9 protein-coding genes, 2 tRNA genes and 6 rRNA genes are annotated in these 23,476 nt (G+C 42.2%); 1 reads left to right on the top strand and 16 read right to left on the bottom strand.

The features are described from left to right. Positions 1–100: 100 nt before the first annotated feature. From ACQ4QH_RS02045 to ACQ4QH_RS02000, 10 genes are all read right to left on the bottom strand, one after another. Positions 101–2,290 (bottom strand): Tex family protein, encoded by a 2,190-nt coding sequence (locus ACQ4QH_RS02045; RefSeq protein ID WP_439819113.1) that lies wholly within the window; start codon positions 2,288–2,290, stop codon positions 101–103. Beyond that, positions 2,290–2,736 carry a hypothetical protein gene (locus tag ACQ4QH_RS02040; RefSeq protein WP_439819112.1) on the bottom strand — a complete coding sequence of 149 codons (447 nt, stop codon included), beginning with the start codon at positions 2,734–2,736 and terminating at the stop codon, positions 2,290–2,292. The genes ACQ4QH_RS02045 and ACQ4QH_RS02040 overlap by 1 nt, the downstream gene beginning before the upstream one ends. Before the next feature lie 163 nt (positions 2,737–2,899). Beyond that, on the bottom strand, positions 2,900–3,472 hold the full coding sequence (gene hpf, locus ACQ4QH_RS02035; protein WP_439819111.1) for a ribosome hibernation-promoting factor, HPF/YfiA family: 573 nt from the start codon (positions 3,470–3,472) through the stop codon (positions 2,900–2,902). A gap of 153 nt (positions 3,473–3,625) precedes the next feature. Continuing rightward, complete coding sequence (locus ACQ4QH_RS02030) at positions 3,626–4,303, bottom strand: ComF family protein (protein WP_439819110.1); 678 nt, start codon at positions 4,301–4,303, stop codon at positions 3,626–3,628. Continuing rightward, positions 4,300–5,595 carry a DEAD/DEAH box helicase gene (locus ACQ4QH_RS02025; protein WP_439819109.1) on the bottom strand — a complete coding sequence of 432 codons (1,296 nt, stop codon included), beginning with the start codon at positions 5,593–5,595 and terminating at the stop codon, positions 4,300–4,302. Before ACQ4QH_RS02025 ends, ACQ4QH_RS02030 begins: the two co-directional genes overlap by 4 nt. An 89-nt stretch (positions 5,596–5,684) precedes the next feature. After that, positions 5,685–5,800, bottom strand: a 5S ribosomal RNA gene (gene rrf, locus ACQ4QH_RS02020). Between the two features lie 77 nt (positions 5,801–5,877). Next, positions 5,878–8,793 (bottom strand): 23S ribosomal RNA (locus ACQ4QH_RS02015). Between the two features lie 201 nt (positions 8,794–8,994). After that, positions 8,995–9,067: transfer RNA gene (locus ACQ4QH_RS02010), tRNA-Ala, on the bottom strand. Positions 9,068–9,071: 4 nt separating this feature from the next. Further along, a tRNA-Ile gene (locus ACQ4QH_RS02005) sits at positions 9,072–9,145 on the bottom strand. 89 nt (positions 9,146–9,234) lie between these two features. Beyond that, positions 9,235–10,809 (bottom strand): 16S ribosomal RNA (locus tag ACQ4QH_RS02000). Together the 16S, 23S and 5S rRNA genes with 2 tRNA genes alongside form the textbook arrangement of a ribosomal RNA operon. Before the next feature lie 463 nt (positions 10,810–11,272). Here ACQ4QH_RS02000 and ACQ4QH_RS01995 point away from each other — a divergent pair. Continuing rightward, on the top strand, positions 11,273–11,659 hold the full coding sequence (locus ACQ4QH_RS01995; protein WP_439819108.1) for a hypothetical protein: 387 nt from the start codon (positions 11,273–11,275) through the stop codon (positions 11,657–11,659). A gap of 58 nt (positions 11,660–11,717) precedes the next feature. On the opposite strand, the gene ACQ4QH_RS01990 is transcribed toward ACQ4QH_RS01995, so the two are convergent. The 6 genes from ACQ4QH_RS01990 to ACQ4QH_RS01965 all read right to left on the bottom strand — a co-directional run bounded on the left by ACQ4QH_RS01990 (position 11,718) and on the right by ACQ4QH_RS01965 (position 23,441). Beyond that, a complete protein-coding gene (locus ACQ4QH_RS01990) occupies positions 11,718–12,326 on the bottom strand; it encodes a TrmH family RNA methyltransferase (protein WP_439819107.1) in 609 nt (202 codons plus the stop codon). A gap of 77 nt (positions 12,327–12,403) precedes the next feature. Next, the gene (locus tag ACQ4QH_RS01985) at positions 12,404–13,192 is read right to left on the bottom strand and encodes an SDR family oxidoreductase (protein ID WP_439819106.1); all 789 of its coding nucleotides are present in this window, start codon (positions 13,190–13,192) and stop codon (positions 12,404–12,406) included. Between the two features lie 361 nt (positions 13,193–13,553). Then, positions 13,554–13,670: ribosomal RNA gene (rrf, locus tag ACQ4QH_RS01980) — 5S ribosomal RNA — on the bottom strand. Between the two features lie 77 nt (positions 13,671–13,747). After that, a 23S ribosomal RNA gene (locus ACQ4QH_RS01975) occupies positions 13,748–16,663 on the bottom strand. 248 nt (positions 16,664–16,911) lie between these two features. Continuing rightward, positions 16,912–18,486: ribosomal RNA gene (locus ACQ4QH_RS01970) — 16S ribosomal RNA — on the bottom strand. Between the two features lie 641 nt (positions 18,487–19,127). Then, entirely contained in the window at positions 19,128–23,441 is a 4,314-nt protein-coding gene (locus ACQ4QH_RS01965; RefSeq protein WP_439819105.1) for a PolC-type DNA polymerase III, read from the bottom strand. Positions 23,442–23,476: the final 35 nt, after the last annotated feature.

The following is a 23,476-nucleotide window of genomic DNA, read 5'->3' as shown; positions in this document are numbered from 1 at the left end:
ACATCAACACAGTTAATATTATCAAATATACTTATTATATGCAAGATTTCAAACAACCGTATGCAGCTAGGTCATTCATGCTAACTCGATCCTTATCATTTTATTTTGGCGTAATCATTGATAACCCAATCCGTTGACGCTTCTTGTCAATTTCAGTTACCCAAACCGTCACAATATCGCCAACAGCAACAATGGCATGTGGATTTTTTACATGTTGGTTCGATAATTTAGAAATATGAACTAATCCATCTTCATGAACACCAATATCAACAAAAGCACCAAAATCAACAACATTACGCACAGTTCCTTGCAATTGCATCCCCACTTTTAAATCATCTAACGTCAACACATCAGATCTTAATGTTGCCATTGGTGCATCATCTCGCAAATCACGACCAGGTTCAATCAGTGAAGAAATAATGTCATGTAACGTTGGATAACCAATTGACAACTGTTGTGCAAATGCAGGTGTATCAAACTTGTGCAGCGCATGACGTGCATCAGTTCCTAGTTTTTCAACAGCCGCACTACGCAATACCTTCTCAGCTACTTGATAGGACTCTGGATGAATATCAGTATTATCTAATGGGTTGTTCCCTTTTGGTATACGTAAAAATCCTGCAGCTTGTTCAAAGGCTTTTGGACCTAATTTAGCAACTTTTTTTAGCTCCGTTCGTGCTTGAAACTGCCCATTTTCGTTTCGATATGCAACAATATTTTGCGCAATCGTTGCTGTTAATCCAGCAATATGTGTTAGCAATTGAGGCGACGCCGTATTTAAATTCACCCCAACCTGATTAACAGATGTTTCTAATACATTATCAAGTTCTAAAGAAAGCTCCTTTTCCGGCAAATCATGTTGATATTGACCAACTCCTACTGCTTGCGGGTCAATTTTTATTAACTCTGCCATCGGATCTTGTAACCTTCGTGCGATTGAAATAGCTGACCTCTGTTCAACCGGTAAATTTGGAAATTCCTCTCGTGCAACATCACTCGCCGAGTACACTGAGGCACCTGCCTCATTTACGACAACATATCTTAAATTTGGTAAGTCATCTTTGATAATATTGGCAATAAATTGCTGTGATTCACGAGAAGCTGTTCCATTACCAATAGCAACTATTGACACATGATACTTTTTAACCAAGCTAATAATTATTTCTCTCGCACTCTTTGGATCATATTTAGGCGCCTTATGTGGGTAGATCACCGCTTTGTCTAAAAATTGCCCTGCTGGGTCCACAACTGCTAACTTTGATCCTGTTCGAATGCCTGGATCAAATCCTAAAACGGTTTGACCATGTAAGGGTGCTGCCATCAATAGATGATACAGATTTGTCCCAAACACTTTAATCGCATCCTCACTTGCCTGATTAAATAATTTTTTTCTGATTTCGCGCGCAATTGCCGGACCAATGAATCGCTTATATGCATCTTGTGCTGCGTGTACTAATATATCTACTGCCGCTCCCGATTTACTTCCTACTAGACGAAATTTCAGATAACGGTTGATTGCTTCTTCATCAGCAATGATATTTCCAGATAATATCCCCTCTTTTTCACCACGATTAATTGCTAGTATCTGATGATTTTGGATTTTTTTCACTAAGCTATCAAAATCATAGTACAACTCAAATACACCTTGTTGGTCTTTTTTATCAGCACCACGTTTTAATTTAGCAACAAAATGGCCATTATTTAACGTAAACTGTCTTACCCAATCTCGTAATCCTGCATTTTCACCGATTACTTCGGCAAAAATCTCATGAACGCCTGAGAAAACATCAGCAATATTTTTAATGGCTTTCTCTGGGTTAATATATTTTGTTGCTTCAACTTTCAGATCTAGGTCTTCTGATGGCAATGTTTGTATTAGTTTTGCAAACGGCATCAACCCAGCTTCCTTAGCAAGGGTTGCTTTTGTCTGACGTTTCTTCTTAAAAGGCAAATAAATATCTTCTACCTTTTGAAGTGTATCAGCCGCAATCATTGCCTGTTGTATGCTAGATGACATCATATTTTGCTCAGCAATTGCTTTATAGACCGTTTGTTTTCGTGCTTGTAATTCAGTTAATTGTTTAGAGATAGATTGAATATCACGTATTTGGACTTCATCCAGATTGCCTGTTGCTTCTTTACGATATCGAGCAATAAATGGTACTGTATTTCCTTCATCTAATAAATTCGTGACAGCTTTTACTTTATGGGTTGGCAAATTTAATTCTTTACCAACACTCTGTGCAATATCTATTTCTAAAGTTGCATTCTTCTCTGATACCTTTGTCATTAGGCTGTGACCATTGTAAAGACACGACGAATTTGTGCCAAGAATTTATCCATAAAGACATCTTGATCAGCTTCCGATTTTCTAAACTCAGCTAAATTAACTTGTTGTGTGTTCACATCCAAAGAATCAGCCATGACTTGAGTGGCTACCGTATAATCCGTAAAAGTTTGTTTAACTATTTGATGTGCACCTATAAGTCGAACAGGTGCTGTAATGCTATTCAATTGCTTAGAAACATCTTGATAAATTTCAACAACATTCTCAAACTCAGTTGCAATCTCAACAAATTCATCTGTTGATAAACTAGCTAATTCATTTCCCTTCAGAGCATTATCTATTTTTTCAAAAAAAGGTGCTACACGATCACCAGCTTCTTGAATAGTTTCAATCAATTCACTTAATAACACACCATATTGCTGTGTTGACATATATTTTTTCTTAGGCATTACTTTCTCCTTTGTGTACTACATTGACATTCATATCATTATAAATCATTTTTAATGCTTTAAAGATAAAAAGACTAGGAAAAATTCCCAGTCTTTAAAATTTTAAATTAGTTTAATTAAGTAAGTAATATTCCCCCCAATCTTACCTACCTAAATATTGACATTAATTTACTGTATCAAGTAGTGCATACTTACCATCACGACGCTTATAAACGACCGCTGGTAAATCAGTTTCAGCATCTTGGAAAATAAAGAACTCATGTCCTAGAAGTTCCATTTGCAGAACTGCTTCCTCTACATCCATTGGCTTTAGATCAACATGCTTTGTTCGAACAATTTCCAAACCATCCTCTTCTGGTTCAGGTTCTTCAATAGCTGCTGCTGGATCCACTGCCATAAAATCAGTATTTTCCAATCCCTTATAACCCTTTTCACGGGACTTACGGTTAACCTTAGTCTTATACTTTCGGATTTGACGTTCTAGTTTATCAGAAACAAAATCAACTGTCTGGTACATATCCGTTTGCGTATCTTCCGCACGAAGCAACAAATATGGTAACTGAATAGTTACCTCTGTCTTAAACGTACCTTCCTTATATGATCGTACATTAACGCGAGCGATATAACTAGCTTCAGTATTTAAATAACGCTCAAGTCGAGAAATACGCTTTTCAATGTATTCTGACATCGCATCAGTGATTTCAATGTTCTCACCACGTACCTTAAATTCTAGCATAATCCTGTCTCCTGTCTGACTAAATTTATAAGATAATATCCCCAAAATTTTTACCTTATATACCTTTAAAGATTCATTTCTGTATCCTATCGGTAAGTATATTGTAACATATTGATAATAAAAAAAGAAAGCGTTAACATTCATGAAGCATCACTATCTAGCAAGGGTTAATGATGTCACTTCTAAAGCACCTGCGACCATTAAGCATTCTGCTGCATGCCTTAAAGTACGTCCTGTTGTATAGACATCATCCACTAAACAAATTTTCTGATTTGCCAAATTTTTATCTGATTGGCACAACGTGAATGGCTGTTTCGTAAGTAATCTCTCACATCGTGTCTTTCGCGACTGCTTATCCTTTCTTATCTCTCGACAAATCAATATCTCATTAAATGGTATTCCCTCCAACCAACCTGTAACTTGATTAAATTGACGTTCTAAGAATGTATCAGTTGTTATGGGAATTGGCACTATCATATCCACATTTGCTTTAATTAACCTTTGCTGGATAGCTTGCTTAAAAATATCACGAAGATGGTAACCACCTTCAAATTTATATGCTTTAAAATATCTTTTCATTTGTGCATCATATTTGAATAATGATTCATTGTGTATTTTCGGAAATCCCTGCTTGAACCATTGTTGACAATCAACACAATATTTTCCTACCGTTACACCCTGACATTCTAAACAAGCAGTTTGGGGATCAATTTGTTGAAAATTATCATAACATATTTCACAAATAAAGGGTTGTTTGTATACTGAAAAATCGTAAAAATCTCGTAATCGCCATTGATGATTGAGATTTGACTGACATAATTCACATTTCATAATATTTTCCCTATCCTATTTAAATAATGGATTTCTGATATCGCATCAACCAATTGTTTCGTTTTTTCTTGAACATAAATTCTTACTAATCCGGTAGGTCGATCGATACTGCGCCCACATCTACCAGCTATTTGAATCAATGTGGTTGTAGAGAAGACTGGTTCATCACCCCCTAATATTAGTACATCAATGCCTGAAAAAGTAACTCCCCGCTCTAGAATTGTCGTTGTTATAAGTCCATCAATAGTATTTTCACGCATTGCTTGCACTTTTTCTAATCTAGTTTCATCTGCCGCATATGTCCCGAAAATTTTTAGTTCAGTGGTCATACTTTTTAGCTGCGTCATAACAATCGCTATATCTTTGACTTCAGGCACAAAAACAAGAAACTTTATTTTTTTATCTCTTAAATTTATCATTTGGTTAACTACTCGCTTAGGTAGCTTTTCACGCCAGTTTGTAATTCTTTTCACACTAAAATTAGGCAGTGGCTGACCATGAAAACGAAGTGGTAACATTGACAACAATACTTGTTTCCGCTTAATCATTTTTTTCAAAGAGGCATTTAATGTTGCTGTCAAATAAAATATAATCCCTGTTTTTTTTAGTGCTCGATTAACCGATTTAATGAGCATTTGATTTTCTGAATAAGGAAAAGCATCTGCTTCATCCAGTACAATGACATCAAATGCCTGTTTAAACTTCATCAATTGATGGGTCGTCGCTAATACTAATTGTGTATATTTATATTCGTCATCTGTACCACCATACAACACGACAAAAGGAACATTAAATGCTGCTTGAATTCGTATTTTTAATTCAATAATGACATCAACTCGTGGTGCAACAATTGCAATGCGCTTTCCTTGTTTGATTGCCAGGGTCAGCATTGGAAAGAGCATTTCTGTTTTTCCTGCACTCGTCACAGCATAAGTCAAATGAGATTTTCCATCTCTTAGCGCTTTAATCTGCTCATCAGACACTATTTGTTGTAATGGTGTTAATTTTCCCTTCCAAGTACATGGATTATCATTCATTATAAAATCATTGGGTTCCTTAATTGTTACCAGATAATCATTTGTGGTGAGTCTACCCATATTTGCACAGTGCCAACAATATTGTCCTCCCAATGGTAATTGCCATTTCGAAGAAATTTTATTTTGACAACGACTACAGTATCCATTTTTAATGGCTAGCTCAACATCAGCCTTTTCAATTAACTTACTACAATCGATTGAATGATACACCATCAATCGACCATATAATAAAGATTCATCGGTATTATTTGCCATAATTTTCTCCTACCCAATAATTAAAGACGGCGAAAATTAGTTTTTGTATAAAAAAGCAGCTCACATTTTACTGTGAGCTGCTTTCATCTGCATCCGATGTCCTATCCTCGCAGGAGGCGATCCTCCAACTACTTTTGGCGCTACTGAGCTTAACTACTGTGTTCGGTATGGGAACAGGTGTGACCTCAGTGCCATCATCACGACACGTTTTTTATTGAGTGAACTTAGTTCCCTCAAAACTGAATCATAATTGCGTTTTTCTTGCCTTACACCACTTGCTACTTGGTTAAGTCCTCGAACCATTAGTACTAGTCCGCTCCATGCGTCACCGCACGTCCACTTCTAGCCTATCTACCTCATCATCTCTGAGGGGTCTTACTTCATTTCTGAATGGGAAATCTCATCTCGAGGCGAGTTTCACACTTAGATGCTTTCAGCGTTTATCTCATCCGTACATAGCTACTCAGCGATGCTCCTGGCGGAACAACTGATACACCAGTGGTACGTCCACCCCGGTCCTCTCGTACTAAGGGCAGCTCCTCTCAAATTTCCTACGCCCGCGACGGATAGGGACCGAACTGTCTCACGACGTTCTGAACCCAGCTCGCGTACCGCTTTAATGGGCGAACAGCCCAACCCTTGGGACCGACTACAGCCCCAGGATGCGATGAGCCGACATCGAGGTGCCAAACCTCCCCGTCGATGTGGACTCTTGGGGGAGATAAGCCTGTTATCCCCAGGGTAGCTTTTGTCCGTTGAGCGATGGCCCTTCCATGCGGAACCACCGGATCACTAAGCCCTACTTTCGTACCTGCTCGACTGGTAAGTCTCACAGTCAAGCTCCCTTGTGCCTTTACACTCTGCGAATGATTTCCAACCATTCTGAGGGAACCTTTGGGCGCCTCCGTTACCTTTTAGGAGGCGACCGCCCCAGTCAAACTGCCTGCCAGACACTGTCTTCCACCACGCTTAGTGGTGTGAGTTAGAGTGTTCATACAACGAGGGTAGTATCCCACGTTTGCCTCCATCGAAACTAGCGTCCCGATTTCTACGGCTCCTACCTATGCTGTACAAGCTGCACAAACACTCAATATCAAGCTACAGTAAAGCTCCATGGGGTCTTTCCGTCCTGTCGCGGGTAACCCGCATCTTCACGGGTCTTTAAATTTCACCGAGTCTCTCGTTGAGACAGCGCCCAGATCGTTACGCCTTTCGTGCGGGTCGGAACTTACCCGACAAGGAATTTCGCTACCTTAGGACCGTTATAGTTACGGCCGCCGTTTACTGGGGCTTCAATTCGTACCTTCGCCGAAGCTAAGCACTCCTTTTAACCTTCCAGCACCGGGCAGGCGTCAGCCCCTATACGTCATCTTACGATTTTGCAGAAACCTGTGTTTTTGATAAACAGTCGCCTGGGCCTATTCACTGCGGCTCAGCTTGCGCTGAGCACCCCTTCTCCCGAAGTTACGGGGTCATTTTGCCGAGTTCCTTAACGAGAGTTCACTCGCTCACCTTAGGATGCTCTCCTCGACTACCTGTGTCGGTTTGCGGTACGGGCAGGTAAACACTAACTAGAAGCTTTTCTCGGCAGCGTGACATCACAGACTTCCCTACTTTATTTCGGTCCCCATCACAACTTGTCCGTATAAGTGCAAGCATTTGACTCACACTAAGACTTGTTGCTTGGCCCAGCATTTCCAGCCGCTGGGTTCTGTTAGCCTTCTGCGTCCCTCCATCTTTCAAACATGTTCACCTGGTACAGGAATCTCAACCTGTTAGCCATCGACTACGCCTTTCGGCCTCGCCTTAGGTCCCGACTAACCCTGGGAGGACGAGCCTTCCCCAGGAAACCTTAGTCATACGGTGGACAGGATTCTCACCTGTCTTTCGCTACTCATACCGGCATTCTCACTTCTAAGCGCTCCACCAGTCCTCACGGTCTGACTTCATTGCCCTTAGAACGCTCTCCTATCGCGCCACTAATGTGGCACCCGTAGTTTCGGTGGTGTGTTTAGCCCCGGTACATTTTCGGCGCAGAATCACTCGACTAGTGAGCTATTACGCACTCTTTAAATGGTGGCTGCTTCTGAGCCAACATCCTAGTTGTCTATGCAACTTCACATCCTTTTCCACTTAACACACACTTAGGGACCTTAACTGACGATCTGGGCTGTTCCCCTTTCGACAATGGATCTTATCACTCACTGTCTGACTCCCGGACATACGTGATTGGCATTCGGAGTTTATCTTAATTTAGTAACCCGAGATGGGCCCCGCACCAAAACAGTGCTCTACCTCCAACACGCTATCTTCCGAGGCTAGCCCTAAAGCTATTTCGGAGAGAACCAGCTATCTCCAAGTTCGATTGGAATTTCACCGCTACCCACACCTCATCCCAACATTTTTCAACATGTACGGGTTCGGGCCTCCAGTGCGTTTTACCGCACCTTCACCCTGGACATGGGTAGGTCACCTGGTTTCGGGTCTACAACAACATACTAAAACGCCCATTTCAGACTCGCTTTCGCTACGGCTCCGGTCTTTCCACCTTAACCTTGCATGGTATCGTAACTCGCCGGTTCATTCTACAAAAGGCACGCTATCACCCATTAACGGGCTCTAACTTGTTGTAGGCACATGGTTTCAGGAACTTTTTCACTCCCCTTCCGGGGTGCTTTTCACCTTTCCCTCACGGTACTGGTTCACTATCGGTCACTAGGGAGTATTTAGCCTTACGAGATGGTCCTCGCAGTTTCCGACCGGATTTCACGTGTCCGGCCGTACTCAGGATCCTACACGGGAGTTTGCTTACTTTCGCATACGGGGCTATCACCCTGTTTCGCTCAGCTTCCCAGCTGATTCTGCTAATAAACAAATTTGTAACTCCACAACGGTAGTCCTACAACCCCAGAGTGCAAGCACTCTGGTTTGGGCTCCTCCGTGTTCGCTCGCCGCTACTGACGGAATCGATTTTTCTTTCTTCTCCTGTTGCTAATGAGATGTTTCAGTTCACAACGTCTACCTTCGTCTAACTATGTATTCATTAAACGATAACTTGCATCACAAGTTGGGTTCCCCCATTCGGAAATCCCCGGATCACAGCTTACTTACAGCTCCCCGAGGCATATCGGTGTTAGTCCCGTCCTTCATCGGCTCCTAGTGCCAAGGCATTCACCATGCGCCCTTAATAACTTAACCGATCAACTTTCGTTGATGATTTCGTTTGAGTATTGTGACTCAATGGTCACAAGCGATTTTAAACTTATTTAAAAAACTCAAAAAATTACGCGGTGTATTTTTTCGGCTCAATTTAATTGATTTGATCAATTATAATGAATTTAAAAATTTACAATTATGATTCAGTTTTCAAAGAACTAATTAACAACCAGATGGTTGCTATGGAGAATATCGGGTTCGAACCGATGACCCCCTGCTTGCAAAGCAGGTGCTCTCCCAGCTGAGCTAATTCCCCATTATGGGACTGAGAGGACTCGAACCTCCGACCTCACCCTTATCAGGGGTGCGCTCTAACCAGCTGAGCTACAGTCCCAGGTCGAATCTTATGACTTCCAATTGAGTGTTAACCACTCAAAACTAAATATCGTTTCGTTGAATGTGTAGGTTTCCGATTTTCCTTAGAAAGGAGGTGATCCAGCCGCAGGTTCTCCTACGGCTACCTTGTTACGACTTCACCCTAATCATCTGTCCCACCTTAGACGGCTGGCTCCTAAAAGGTTACCCCACCGGCTTTGGGTGTTACAAACTCTCATGGTGTGACGGGCGGTGTGTACAAGACCCGGGAACGTATTCACCGCGGCGTGCTGATCCGCGATTACTAGCGATTCCGACTTCATGTAGGCGAGTTGCAGCCTACAATCCGAACTGAGACATACTTTAAGAGATTAGCGCACCCTCGCGGGTTGGCGACTCGTTGTATATGCCATTGTAGCACGTGTGTAGCCCAGGTCATAAGGGGCATGATGATTTGACGTCATCCCCACCTTCCTCCGGTTTGTCACCGGCAGTCTCACTAGAGTGCCCAACTGAATGCTGGCAACTAATAATAAGGGTTGCGCTCGTTGCGGGACTTAACCCAACATCTCACGACACGAGCTGACGACAACCATGCACCACCTGTCACCTTGTCCCCGAAGGGAACGTCCTATTTCTAGGATTGGCAAGGGATGTCAAGACCTGGTAAGGTTCTTCGCGTTGCTTCGAATTAAACCACATGCTCCACCGCTTGTGCGGGTCCCCGTCAATTCCTTTGAGTTTCAACCTTGCGGTCGTACTCCCCAGGCGGAGTGCTTAATGCGTTAGCTGCGACACTCAAGGGCGGAAACCCTCGAACATCTAGCACTCATCGTTTACGGTGTGGACTACCAGGGTATCTAATCCTGTTTGCTACCCACACTTTCGAGCCTCAACGTCAGTTACAGTCCAGAAAGCCGCCTTCGCCACTGGTGTTCTTCCATATATCTACGCATTTCACCGCTACACATGGAGTTCCACTTTCCTCTACTGCACTCAAGTCATCCAGTTTCCAAAGCCATTCCTCAGTTGAGCTGAGGGCTTTCACTTCAGACTTAAATAACCGTCTGCGCTCGCTTTACGCCCAATAAATCCGGATAACGCTTGGAACATACGTATTACCGCGGCTGCTGGCACGTATTTAGCCGTTCCTTTCTGGTAAGATACCGTCACACACTGAACAGTTACTCTCAGTGCCGTTCTTCTCTTATAACAGTGTTTTACGAGCCGAAACCCTTCATCACACACGCGGCGTTGCTCCATCAGGCTTGCGCCCATTGTGGAAGATTCCCTACTGCTGCCTCCCGTAGGAGTATGGGCCGTGTCTCAGTCCCATTGTGGCCGATCAGTCTCTCAACTCGGCTATGCATCATTGCCTTGGTAAGCCGTTACCTTACCAACTAGCTAATGCACCGCGGGTCCATCTCTTAGTGATAGCAGAACCATCTTTCAACCAACAACCATGCGGTTGTTGGTATTATACGGTATTAGCACTTGTTTCCAAATGTTATCCCCTGCTAAGAGGTAGGTTACCCACGTGTTACTCACCCGTTCGCCACTCTTTGTCAGATAAAATCACATCAGAGCAAGCTCGTCAGATCAATTAAAGACAAAGCGTTCGACTTGCATGTATTAGGCACGCCGCCAGCGTTCATCCTGAGCCAGGATCAAACTCTCATTTTAAAAGTTTGAGTATAACTCAATTGTTGTTATTTGTTTAACAGAAGTTAAACGAATTTATTAGCGAATTGACTTCGCAAATGTTTTTGTATCAAGTAAATTACTTGATGACCCTACACATTTGTTTCATCGAAACGATATTCAGTTTTCAATGATCAACAGTTATTGTCTCGCTGACAACTTAATCTATATTACAGAAGCAGTTCGCAATTGTCAATAGGTTTCTTAAAGAAAATCTATTAATAATTGAATATAATTTATTGCTAAAATATTACTCGTTTTATATAAGTAAATATTAAAATAGCTTAAATTATTATCTGTTGCTTAGCCTCTGTAAAAGACAACTTTTATATAATACCCCTATATGAATTAGAACGCAATAGTTTTTTTCATACTGTTTTAAAAAATAAAAATTATTACGTGTTATACTATTTGAAAAGAACTTTTAAAGATTAAGGATGCCCATATGTCAACAAATACAAACAAAATAGATCCTGAAAAATTTCTAGCTATGTTATTACAGTATAGTCGAAATTCACACTATAACCACATTAATGTCAGTGTTCGCCTAAATAGAAATCCTGCCTATACTCGTCAGGTTATGAACATTAAGTTGAAGCGCATTTCAAAAAAATTTGGTAATGATGAGCGCCTATATGTATCAATGACTGCTGAAGAAGGACAAAAGTTTCTTTCATTAGTCAATCGTTTAAAAGAAGATATGTTTGCTAACTTTGCCGAAAAAATCACTTGGCATACTGAATTACTTGAACGTACAGAGCAAGAGTTCGGTTACCATCAAATACGTGAACGTGACCAATATAATAACCTAGAATTTGAGCTTCTTCTATAGGATATTAATACTTAATAAAAAATGCGAAACGCACTGGCATTAGTGCGTTTCGCATTTTTTATTTGTCCTCAGGTACAGGATATTGGGCAGTGTATAAAGCAGCAATGATGCCGTGTGCAACTGAAACATTCAACGAACGAACTGATCCTGTCTGCGGAATATAAATCATCTGGTCAGCTGCCTGAATCAACTCATCTGCTAAACCAATTTGTTCCTCACCAAATAAAAATACACTCTTTTTAGGGAACTTCACTTGAAAAACATTATGTAACTCATAACCGGGTGTATTATCAACCGCGTATATTGTGTAACCTTCTTCATGCCATTGATCAAATAATTTTTGATAGTCCAATATACGATGATGGCTAATATGTTCATAATGTTGCGCACCCACAGCGCCGGTTTTATTCCATTTTTTAGCGCCTTCCGGATTATCACTATCCATTGGATTATCGGGGTTTAAAAAGACAATTTCGCGCCCTGAAAACGCATTATGATTTCTAACTGCTGTCGCTTTATTAAAGTCATGCGTCAGATTTTGCAATACTGTTATCATATCTCCACGCCGTTGATCTAATGCTTGCATGATTTGTTCATTGGTCATGCCCTTAAAATCAGCACCCAAATTACGATAGTCGATCCCATTTTGTAAATCAATGTGACTCATCTTTGACCTCTACTTATTTTTCTTAAAATTGTTTATACCATATTATTATACATAAGAATGTTTAACCAAGTTATATCTTAATAACTTTGTATCTGACCACCATCTACCAAAATATTACTACCATTAATATAATTACTGACATTAGAGGCTAAAAATGTCACGACACTTGCGAATTCTGCGGGTTCTCCATATCGACCTAAAGGAATTGTTTGTTCAGACTGCTGGCGAATCGATGCAACTGACTGCCTACTTTTTTCTGCATTCAACTCATCTAAACTTTGGACTCGATTAGTTGCTATCCGACCTGGTGAAATTGTATTTACTCGAATGCCATACTGACCAAATTCATTTGCCAAGCTTTTAGAAAGTCCCAGGATAGCCATTCTAAACGTGTTTGATAATATAAGTCCTGGTAATGGTTGCCTGGTTGAAGCTGAAACACTATTAATAATGACACCTTGCGTCCTTTTTAAATCAGGTAATGCTGATCGTATCATTTGCACAGCACTTCTTAAAATAAGTTCATACGCATCAGTCCAGTCGTCTTCACTAAGCGCCTCAAATTCCGCACTTTTTGGTCCACCTGTATTATTAATAACAATATCGATCAAACCGAATTTTTTATGCGTGGTGGCTATTAAATTTTCAATATCTGATGTACTAGTTAAATCCGCCACGACATACGACAAATGGCTTGCTTTCGTTATTGGCAACAATTTCTGATAAGCAATGCGTAAATGTTCTAAATTATGGCTTGTAATCAGTACCTTTGCCCCCTCTTCTAAAAACTTTTTAGCACTTGCAAAACCTAATCCCTGACTAGAAGCGGTCACTAATACGACCTTATCCTTTAGTTGTAAATCCATAAGCATCTCCCATCCGTATTGAAAATACTAAACCACCGTAAAATTATTCAATATTTAATCAGCATGCATTTTTAAATAAACACAGAATGTAATGTGGCATTTTCTAAAATCTATAATTGAAATACATGCCATTTGCTATTTATTCAAATATATACATGAATTTTAATACAGCGTCAATGAACAAGTACACTTATAAAACACTAATTGCAGTTATACTAGGGTCCATTAAACACCATAAATTTATACACAAAAATCTAGTCACGCATTTTATATTCACAAAACTTCAAATCATAAACCATTCATTTATCTGTCTTTTAATATAAAAAAGCAGCTCACAGTAAAATGTGAGCTGCTTTCATCTGCATCGCGATGTCCTATCCTCGCAGGAGGCGATCCTCCAACTACTTTTGGCGCTACTGAGCTTAACTACTGTGTTCGGTATGGGAACAGGTGTGACCTCAGTGCCATCATCACGACACGTTTTTTATTGAGTGAACTTAGTTCCCTCAAAACTGAATCATAATTGCGTTTTTCTTGCCTTACACCACTTGCTACTTGGTTAAGTCCTCGAACCATTAGTACTAGTCCGCTCCATGCGTCACCGCACGTCCACTTCTAGCCTATCTACCTCATCATCTCTGAGGGGTCTTACTTCATTTCTGAATGGGAAATCTCATCTCGAGGCGAGTTTCACACTTAGATGCTTTCAGCGTTTATCTCATCCGTACATAGCTACTCAGCGATGCTCCTGGCGGAACAACTGATACACCAGTGGTACGTCCACCCCGGTCCTCTCGTACTAAGGGCAGCTCCTCTCAAATTTCCTACGCCCGCGACGGATAGGGACCGAACTGTCTCACGACGTTCTGAACCCAGCTCGCGTACCGCTTTAATGGGCGAACAGCCCAACCCTTGGGACCGACTACAGCCCCAGGATGCGATGAGCCGACATCGAGGTGCCAAACCTCCCCGTCGATGTGGACTCTTGGGGGAGATAAGCCTGTTATCCCCAGGGTAGCTTTTGTCCGTTGAGCGATGGCCCTTCCATGCGGAACCACCGGATCACTAAGCCCTACTTTCGTACCTGCTCGACTGGTAAGTCTCACAGTCAAGCTCCCTTGTGCCTTTACACTCTGCGAATGATTTCCAACCATTCTGAGGGAACCTTTGGGCGCCTCCGTTACCTTTTAGGAGGCGACCGCCCCAGTCAAACTGCCTGCCAGACACTGTCTTCCACCACGCTTAGTGGTGTGAGTTAGAGTGTTCATACAACGAGGGTAGTATCCCACGTTTGCCTCCATCGAAACTAGCGTCCCGATTTCTACGGCTCCTACCTATGCTGTACAAGCTGCACAAACACTCAATATCAAGCTACAGTAAAGCTCCATGGGGTCTTTCCGTCCTGTCGCGGGTAACCCGCATCTTCACGGGTCTTTAAATTTCACCGAGTCTCTCGTTGAGACAGCGCCCAGATCGTTACGCCTTTCGTGCGGGTCGGAACTTACCCGACAAGGAATTTCGCTACCTTAGGACCGTTATAGTTACGGCCGCCGTTTACTGGGGCTTCAATTCGTACCTTCGCCGAAGCTAAGCACTCCTTTTAACCTTCCAGCACCGGGCAGGCGTCAGCCCCTATACGTCATCTTACGATTTTGCAGAAACCTGTGTTTTTGATAAACAGTCGCCTGGGCCTATTCACTGCGGCTCAGCTTGCGCTGAGCACCCCTTCTCCCGAAGTTACGGGGTCATTTTGCCGAGTTCCTTAACGAGAGTTCACTCGCTCACCTTAGGATGCTCTCCTCGACTACCTGTGTCGGTTTGCGGTACGGGCAGGTAAACACTAACTAGAAGCTTTTCTCGGCAGCGTGACATCACAGACTTCCCTACTTTATTTCGGTCCCCATCACAACTTGTCCGTATAAGTGCAAGCATTTGACTCACACTAAGACTTGTTGCTTGGCCCAGCATTTCCAGCCGCTGGGTTCTGTTAGCCTTCTGCGTCCCTCCATCGTTCAAACATGTTCACCTGGTACAGGAATCTCAACCTGTTAGCCATCGACTACGCCTTTCGGCCTCGCCTTAGGTCCCGACTAACCCTGGGAGGACGAGCCTTCCCCAGGAAACCTTAGTCATACGGTGGACAGGATTCTCACCTGTCTTTCGCTACTCATACCGGCATTCTCACTTCTAAGCGCTCCACCAGTCCTCACGGTCTGACTTCATTGCCCTTAGAACGCTCTCCTATCGCGCCACTAATGTGGCACCCGTAGTTTCGGTGGTGTGTTTAGCCCCGGTACATTTTCGGCGCAGAATCACTCGACTAGTGAGCTATTACGCACTCTTTAAATGGTGGCTGCTTCTGAGCCAACATCCTAGTTGTCTATGCAACTTCACATCCTTTTCCACTTAACACACACTTAGGGACCTTAACTGACGATCTGGGCTGTTCCCCTTTCGACAATGGATCTTATCACTCACTGTCTGACTCCCGGACATACGTGATTGGCATTCGGAGTTTATCTTAATTTAGTAACCCGAGATGGGCCCCGCACCAAAACAGTGCTCTACCTCCAACACGCTATCTTCCGAGGCTAGCCCTAAAGCTATTTCGGAGAGAACCAGCTATCTCCAAGTTCGATTGGAATTTCACCGCTACCCACACCTCATCCCAACATTTTTCAACATGTACGGGTTCGGGCCTCCAGTGCGTTTTACCGCACCTTCACCCTGGACATGGGTAGGTCACCTGGTTTCGGGTCTACAACAACATACTAAAACGCCCATTTCAGACTCGCTTTCGCTACGGCTCCGGTCTTTCCACCTTAACCTTGCATGGTATCGTAACTCGCCGGTTCATTCTACAAAAGGCACGCTATCACCCATTAACGGGCTCTAACTTGTTGTAGGCACATGGTTTCAGGAACTTTTTCACTCCCCTTCCGGGGTGCTTTTCACCTTTCCCTCACGGTACTGGTTCACTATCGGTCACTAGGGAGTATTTAGCCTTACGAGATGGTCCTCGCAGTTTCCGACCGGATTTCACGTGTCCGGCCGTACTCAGGATCCTACACGGGAGTTTGCTTACTTTCGCATACGGGGCTATCACCCTGTTTCGCTCAGCTTCCCAGCTGATTCTGCTAATAAACAAATTTGTAACTCCACAACGGTAGTCCTACAACCCCAGAGTGCAAGCACTCTGGTTTGGGCTCCTCCGTGTTCGCTCGCCGCTACTGACGGAATCGATTTTTCTTTCTTCTCCTGTTGCTAATGAGATGTTTCAGTTCACAACGTCTACCTTCGTCTAACTATGTATTCATTAAACGATAACTTGCATCACAAGTTGGGTTCCCCCATTCGGAAATCCCCGGATCACAGCTTACTTACAGCTCCCCGAGGCATATCGGTGTTAGTCCCGTCCTTCATCGGCTCCTAGTGCCAAGGCATTCACCATGCGCCCTTAATAACTTAACCGATCAACTTTCGTTGATGATTTCGTTTGAGTATTGTGACTCAATGGTCACAAGCGATTTTAAACTTATTTAAAAAACTCAAAAAATTACGCGGTGTATTTTTTCGGCTCAATTTAATTGATTTGATCAATTATAATGAATTTAAAAATTTACAATTATGATTCAGTTTTCAAAGAACTAATGCTGAGTGTTAACCACTCAAAACTAAATATCGTTTCGTTGAATGTGTAGGTTTCCGATTTTCCTTAGAAAGGAGGTGATCCAGCCGCAGGTTCTCCTACGGCTACCTTGTTACGACTTCACCCTAATCATCTGTCCCACCTTAGACGGCTGGCTCCTAAAAGGTTACCCCACCGGCTTTGGGTGTTACAAACTCTCATGGTGTGACGGGCGGTGTGTACAAGACCCGGGAACGTATTCACCGCGGCGTGCTGATCCGCGATTACTAGCGATTCCGACTTCATGTAGGCGAGTTGCAGCCTACAATCCGAACTGAGACATACTTTAAGAGATTAGCGCACCCTCGCGGGTTGGCGACTCGTTGTATATGCCATTGTAGCACGTGTGTAGCCCAGGTCATAAGGGGCATGATGATTTGACGTCATCCCCACCTTCCTCCGGTTTGTCACCGGCAGTCTCACTAGAGTGCCCAACTGAATGCTGGCAACTAATAATAAGGGTTGCGCTCGTTGCGGGACTTAACCCAACATCTCACGACACGAGCTGACGACAACCATGCACCACCTGTCACCTTGTCCCCGAAGGGAACGTCCTATTTCTAGGATTGGCAAGGGATGTCAAGACCTGGTAAGGTTCTTCGCGTTGCTTCGAATTAAACCACATGCTCCACCGCTTGTGCGGGTCCCCGTCAATTCCTTTGAGTTTCAACCTTGCGGTCGTACTCCCCAGGCGGAGTGCTTAATGCGTTAGCTGCGACACTCAAGGGCGGAAACCCTCGAACATCTAGCACTCATCGTTTACGGTGTGGACTACCAGGGTATCTAATCCTGTTTGCTACCCACACTTTCGAGCCTCAACGTCAGTTACAGTCCAGAAAGCCGCCTTCGCCACTGGTGTTCTTCCATATATCTACGCATTTCACCGCTACACATGGAGTTCCACTTTCCTCTACTGCACTCAAGTCATCCAGTTTCCAAAGCCATTCCTCAGTTGAGCTGAGGGCTTTCACTTCAGACTTAAATAACCGTCTGCGCTCGCTTTACGCCCAATAAATCCGGATAACGCTTGGAACATACGTATTACCGCGGCTGCTGGCACGTATTTAGCCGTTCCTTTCTGGTAAGATACCGTCACACACTGAACAGTTACTCTCAGTGCCGTTCTTCTCTTATAACAGTGTTTTACGAGCCGAAACCCTTCATCACACACGCGGCGTTGCTCCATCAGGCTTGCGCCCATTGTGGAAGATTCCCTACTGCTGCCTCCCGTAGGAGTATGGGCCGTGTCTCAGTCCCATTGTGGCCGATCAGTCTCTCAACTCGGCTATGCATCATTGCCTTGGTAAGCCGTTACCTTACCAACTAGCTAATGCACCGCGGGTCCATCTCTTAGTGATGGCAGAACCATCTTTCAACCAACAACCATGCGGTTGTTGGTATTATACGGTATTAGCACTTGTTTCCAAATGTTATCCCCTGCTAAGAGGTAGGTTACCCACGTGTTACTCACCCGTTCGCCACTCTTTGTCAGATAAAATCAAATTAGAGCAAGCTCGTCAGATCAATTAAAGACAAAGCGTTCGACTTGCATGTATTAGGCACGCCGCCAGCGTTCATCCTGAGCCAGGATCAAACTCTCATTTTAAAAGTTTAAGTATAACTCAATTGTTGTTATTTGTTTAACAGAAGTTAAACGAATTTATTAGCGAATTGACTTCGCAAATGTTTTTGTATCAAGTAAATTACTTGATGACCCTACACATTTGTTTCATCGAAACGATATTCAGTTTTCAATGATCAACAGTTGTTGTCTCGCTGACAACTTAATCTATATTACAGAAACCAATTCAATTTGTCAACAACTTTTTAAAAGATGTTTTTATCAAATTAATTTCATGCAATGTCGTTGCCAACTTGATATATACTACACACTTATAAAACGAAAGTCAATAGTCTTTTATACTTTAAGTATAAATTCATTTTTTATTTTTAATATTGCGTTACCATTCTCTAAATAGCATACTTTTTTCCATAAATGGACTGAATATAAGTCATTTTACTAGTAACTAAAAAAGAAGCTGGGACAGATATTGTCTCAGCCTCTAATTTTTGTGCTAAAAGTTATTAATTAAAAGCATGTTAGTTTGATAGCATAAACGCGTTCCAAAAGTCTGAAGCCTCAATGTAACGCAATTTACGACATTTCTGTCCTTCGCTTTGCTACGGCCAAAAATGACGAAAACTACGTTACACACCGGCTTGAAAACGATGTTTGTCTCGTTCTCACTAAAAGAGTGCCAATTGATTTTCATCTGGCATACCATTAAGAACACCATTATCATCCATAAATTGTAACAAGGTCTTTGAAATGCCACCACGTTGTGCTAAATCTTCTTTAGATAAGAATTCTCCCTCAGCTCTTGCAGCTACAATCCGCTTTGCCACGTTGTCGCCTAAACCTGGTACAGAATTGAACGGTGCAATCAATGTATCGCCATCAATTAACCATTCATCTGAATCTGACTTGTATAGATCAACCATACTAAAGGTAATTCCACGCTCTAAGGCCTCGTTTGCAATTTCAAGAACAGTCAATAAATCCTTATCTTTAGCAGAGGCATCATTACCCTGATGTTTGATTTCCATTATTTTAGCTTTTGTACTATTTAGTCCACGCGACATTGAAACAATATCAAAATTGCTTGCACGGACAGAAAAGTAGGCTGCATAATACAACGTTGGAAAATAAACTTTGAAATATGCAATTCGTAACGCCATAAGCACGTAAGCGGCCGCATGAGCACGCGGGAACATATATTTAATCTTCAAACCAGATTCAATATACCATTCTGGTACCCCTGCTGCACGCATTTCGGCTTGATATTCATCGACAATTCCTTTACCCTTACGCACCTTTTCCATAATTTGAAATGATGATTCTGGATTAACACCATAGTTGATCAAGTCGGTCATGATTTTGTCACGGGTTCCAATAACCGTACCAATTGTCGCTACACCACGTTCAATCAATTCGTCAGCGTTGCCACGCCAAACATCTGTTCCGTGAGATAATCCGGAAATTTGTAGTAATTCAGAATAATTCTTAGGGTGCGTTTCTTCTAGCATGCCTCGAACAAAGGCTGTTCCAAATTCTGGTACACCCAATGTACCGGTCTTTGAAAAGATTTGATCCTCAGTAACACCAAGCGCCTCGGGTGATGAAAATAGGCTCATGACACCAGGATCATTCATTGGGATTGTCGTTGGATCAATACCAGACATATCCTGTAACGCACGAATCATCGTTGGATCATCATGACCAAGAATATCCATCTTTAAAATATTATCGTGAATTGAGTGGAAATCAAAATGGGTTGTTCGCCAAGTAGCCGATAAATCATCAGCCGGAAATTGAATAGGCGTAAAATCATAAATTTCCATATCATCGGGCACAATTAAAATCCCAGCCGGATGTTGACCAGTCGTGCGCTTCACACCCGTTGCACCCATCGCCAGCCGTTCGACCTCCGCACCTCTGAATTGCTGATCATGATCGCGTTCATATGCTTTTACATATCCAAAAGCTGTTTTATCAGCCACCGTCGCAATCGTTCCAGCACGAAAAACATTGTTCTCTCCGAACAGGGACTTCATATAATTATGCGCAAATGGCTGATAGTCACCTGAAAAGTTCAAATCGATATCTGGCACCTTATTACCCTTGAATCCCAAAAAAGTTTCGAAAGGAATATTATGTCCGTCTCCAATCAATTTTGAGCCATCAATTGGACTATAACGTTCTGGTAAATCATAGCCTGATTCATAATCACGTGGATTAACAAACTCAACATAATCCCCTGCCACGCTACGATAGTGTGGTGGTAGAGCATTCACTTCAGTAATTCCAATCAACAAGGCGATTAATGAAGACCCAACGGATCCACGTGAACCAACTAAATAACCATCTTTATTTGATTTTGCTACGAGGCGCTGAGCAACTAAATAGATAACCGCGAAACCGTTCTTAATAATTGAATTCAGCTCTTGTTCAATACGCGCCTCGACAATTTCTGGTAGAGGATTACCATACATACGATAAGCTGTTTCGTATGATTTTTGTCGAATTTCATCATTTGCGGTTGGCATATTTGGTGGATAGTTACCTGATTTAATTGCTTCAACATCATCAATCATATTGGCAACTACGTGTGTATTATCAATCACCAATTTCTTTGCTAATTCCGGCTTCATCCAACTAAAGTCATCCAATATTTCTTGCGTTGTTCTAAAATGAAGATCCGGCAAACTATGCCGATTTAGCGGATTGGCCCCACCCTGTGAACTAATTAAAATCTTGCGATAGATGCCATCTTCTGGATTTAGGTAGTGAACATCCCCTGTCACAACAACTGGCTTATTCAACTCATCCCCAATTTTAACAGCCTGCAACATTAGTTCACGCAACCGAGCCTCATCTTTAATTAATTCGCCTTCTATTTGTGGTAAATAATTCGCTGATGGTTGAATTTCAATATAATCATAGTATTTCGCCTTAGTTTTAGCAGCAGCATAACCCTTTTGCATCAGCGCTTCCCAGAATTCACCAGAACTATCACCTGTACCCAACAATAGACCCTCACGATACTTATTTAACACTGAACGTGGCACTCGTGGTGTGCGATAAAGATAATGAATGTTAGATTCTGAAATTAACTTATAGAGGTTTTTAACCCCTGTCTGATTTTGAACGAGAACAACCGCATGATTTGGTCTACCATGACGCCAAGCATCATTGTCTGTCATGTGATCATTCAATTGGTCAGCATGTGTAATACCGTAAGATTCACGTGCTTCTTCCAAGAAGATGCGATTTAAATGTCCGGTCGTCTCCGAATCAAAAATTGCACGGTGATGTTGTTCAAGTAGCACACCAAAGTGCTTTGCCAAAGTGTTCAGACGGTACGAGCGCATGTTTGGATATAAGAAACGAGCCAATGTCAATGTATCAATCACTGGATTAGTAATTAATCCCATATCATGACGTTCGTATCCTTCATTCATAAAGCCCATATCAAATGTCACATTATGTCCAACCAAGATGGCATCGCCATAGAACTCACGAAAGGCCGTAAATACTTCTTTTTCTGATTTTGAACCTCGAACCATATCATCCGTAATTGATGTCAAATCAACTGTTGTCTGACTTAATGAAAATCCTGGATCAATGAATTCAGAAAACTCTGCTATCACATTGCCCTTAACCATTTTTACTGCTGATAATTCAATTACCTTGTCATATGCAGCAGATAGTCCAGTCGTCTCCACGTCAAACACAACATATTCGGCATCGGCTAGTTCAACATGTGACGGGTTAAATATAATCGGTTCCCCATCTTCGACAAGATTTACTTCAACACCGTAAATCATTTTGACATCATTGGCTGCAGCTGACGAAGCAGCTTCAGGGAATCCTTGCGCGCCAGCAGTATCAGTAATTGCAATGGCATCCATTCCCCAATCACTTGCTTGCTTCACATAATCCTTAATACCGTTAGTTGCATCCATTGTTGACATCAAAGAATGAGCATGTAATTCAACACGTTTCTGTTCGCCTTCATATTTGTCAACACGCGGCTCGTGACTAACTATCTGCATATCATATGCCATCATCGTTAAATCATGCAAAAAATCATCCTGTTGTACTGGGCCGCGAGCACGAATCCACATGCCGGCTTTTATATTTGCAAAGAATTCTTCGTCATTTTCATCACGCGAGAATTTCTTAAGGATAAAGGAACTGGTATAATCAGTCACTTTCATGGTCAATAGTTGACGTTCTGATTTAAGAACCTTGACTTCCGCATCAAATACATACCCTTCAACAATAACCGATCGTTCTTCATCAATAATATTGATCATATCGGTAACTTCAGCATCATTGGCAATCTTACGTCCCAAACTATTTCCGCCATTGCTACCACCATGATTAGCAGCATGGCGTTGCTTAGAAGCCTGTTCTATTTGAACTTGTGCCATCTGTACTAACTGCTCATCTTGTGAAGCCCGCTGTGCCATCGCCTCAGCCTGTGATTGCGCAACTAGTTCATCATCAACATTAATGACAAATGACAAATTTTCACTGAAACCGATTTGTCGGTATGTCTGTTGAATTAAATTAATTCCAGTCTGTTTTGCATAATTTGCCCATGCTTGTGAATCAAAACTCAAAAAAAGTTGATTATCCTGAACCATTGGCATCACTTGACTGAATGCCTGTTGGAAGGCACCTGGTTCATTTTGATGTTGCTGTAAAACCCACCGCCAATAATCAACTGCTTGTATCAAATTTGGCTGTGAAGTTAAATTAATTTCATAGTTAACAGCCGCAACATTAGCAAACGTCATCTGGAGCTTACTAATTAATGTCGCCAAAGTTGTCACATCAGGTAACTCAGGTAATGTTAAATGGAATTGCCAAATACGAGACTGCTTGTGAATTGTTAACTTAGTCAATGTTGCTTCTTGGAAGATGTCGGGCACCTCCTCGTATTGCAACTGTTGTAACAATATTTGAAATTGTTCTTGTGGGTTCAACGCCATCACTTATAGCCCCTTTCATTTGTTTTACAATCTAT

The organism is Weissella paramesenteroides, assembly GCF_051903945.1.
In the GTDB taxonomy this organism is placed as follows: domain Bacteria; phylum Bacillota; class Bacilli; order Lactobacillales; family Lactobacillaceae; genus Weissella; species Weissella paramesenteroides_A.
Note: the sequence above shows the minus strand (reverse complement) of the source record. Positions and strands in the feature narration are given on the sequence as shown.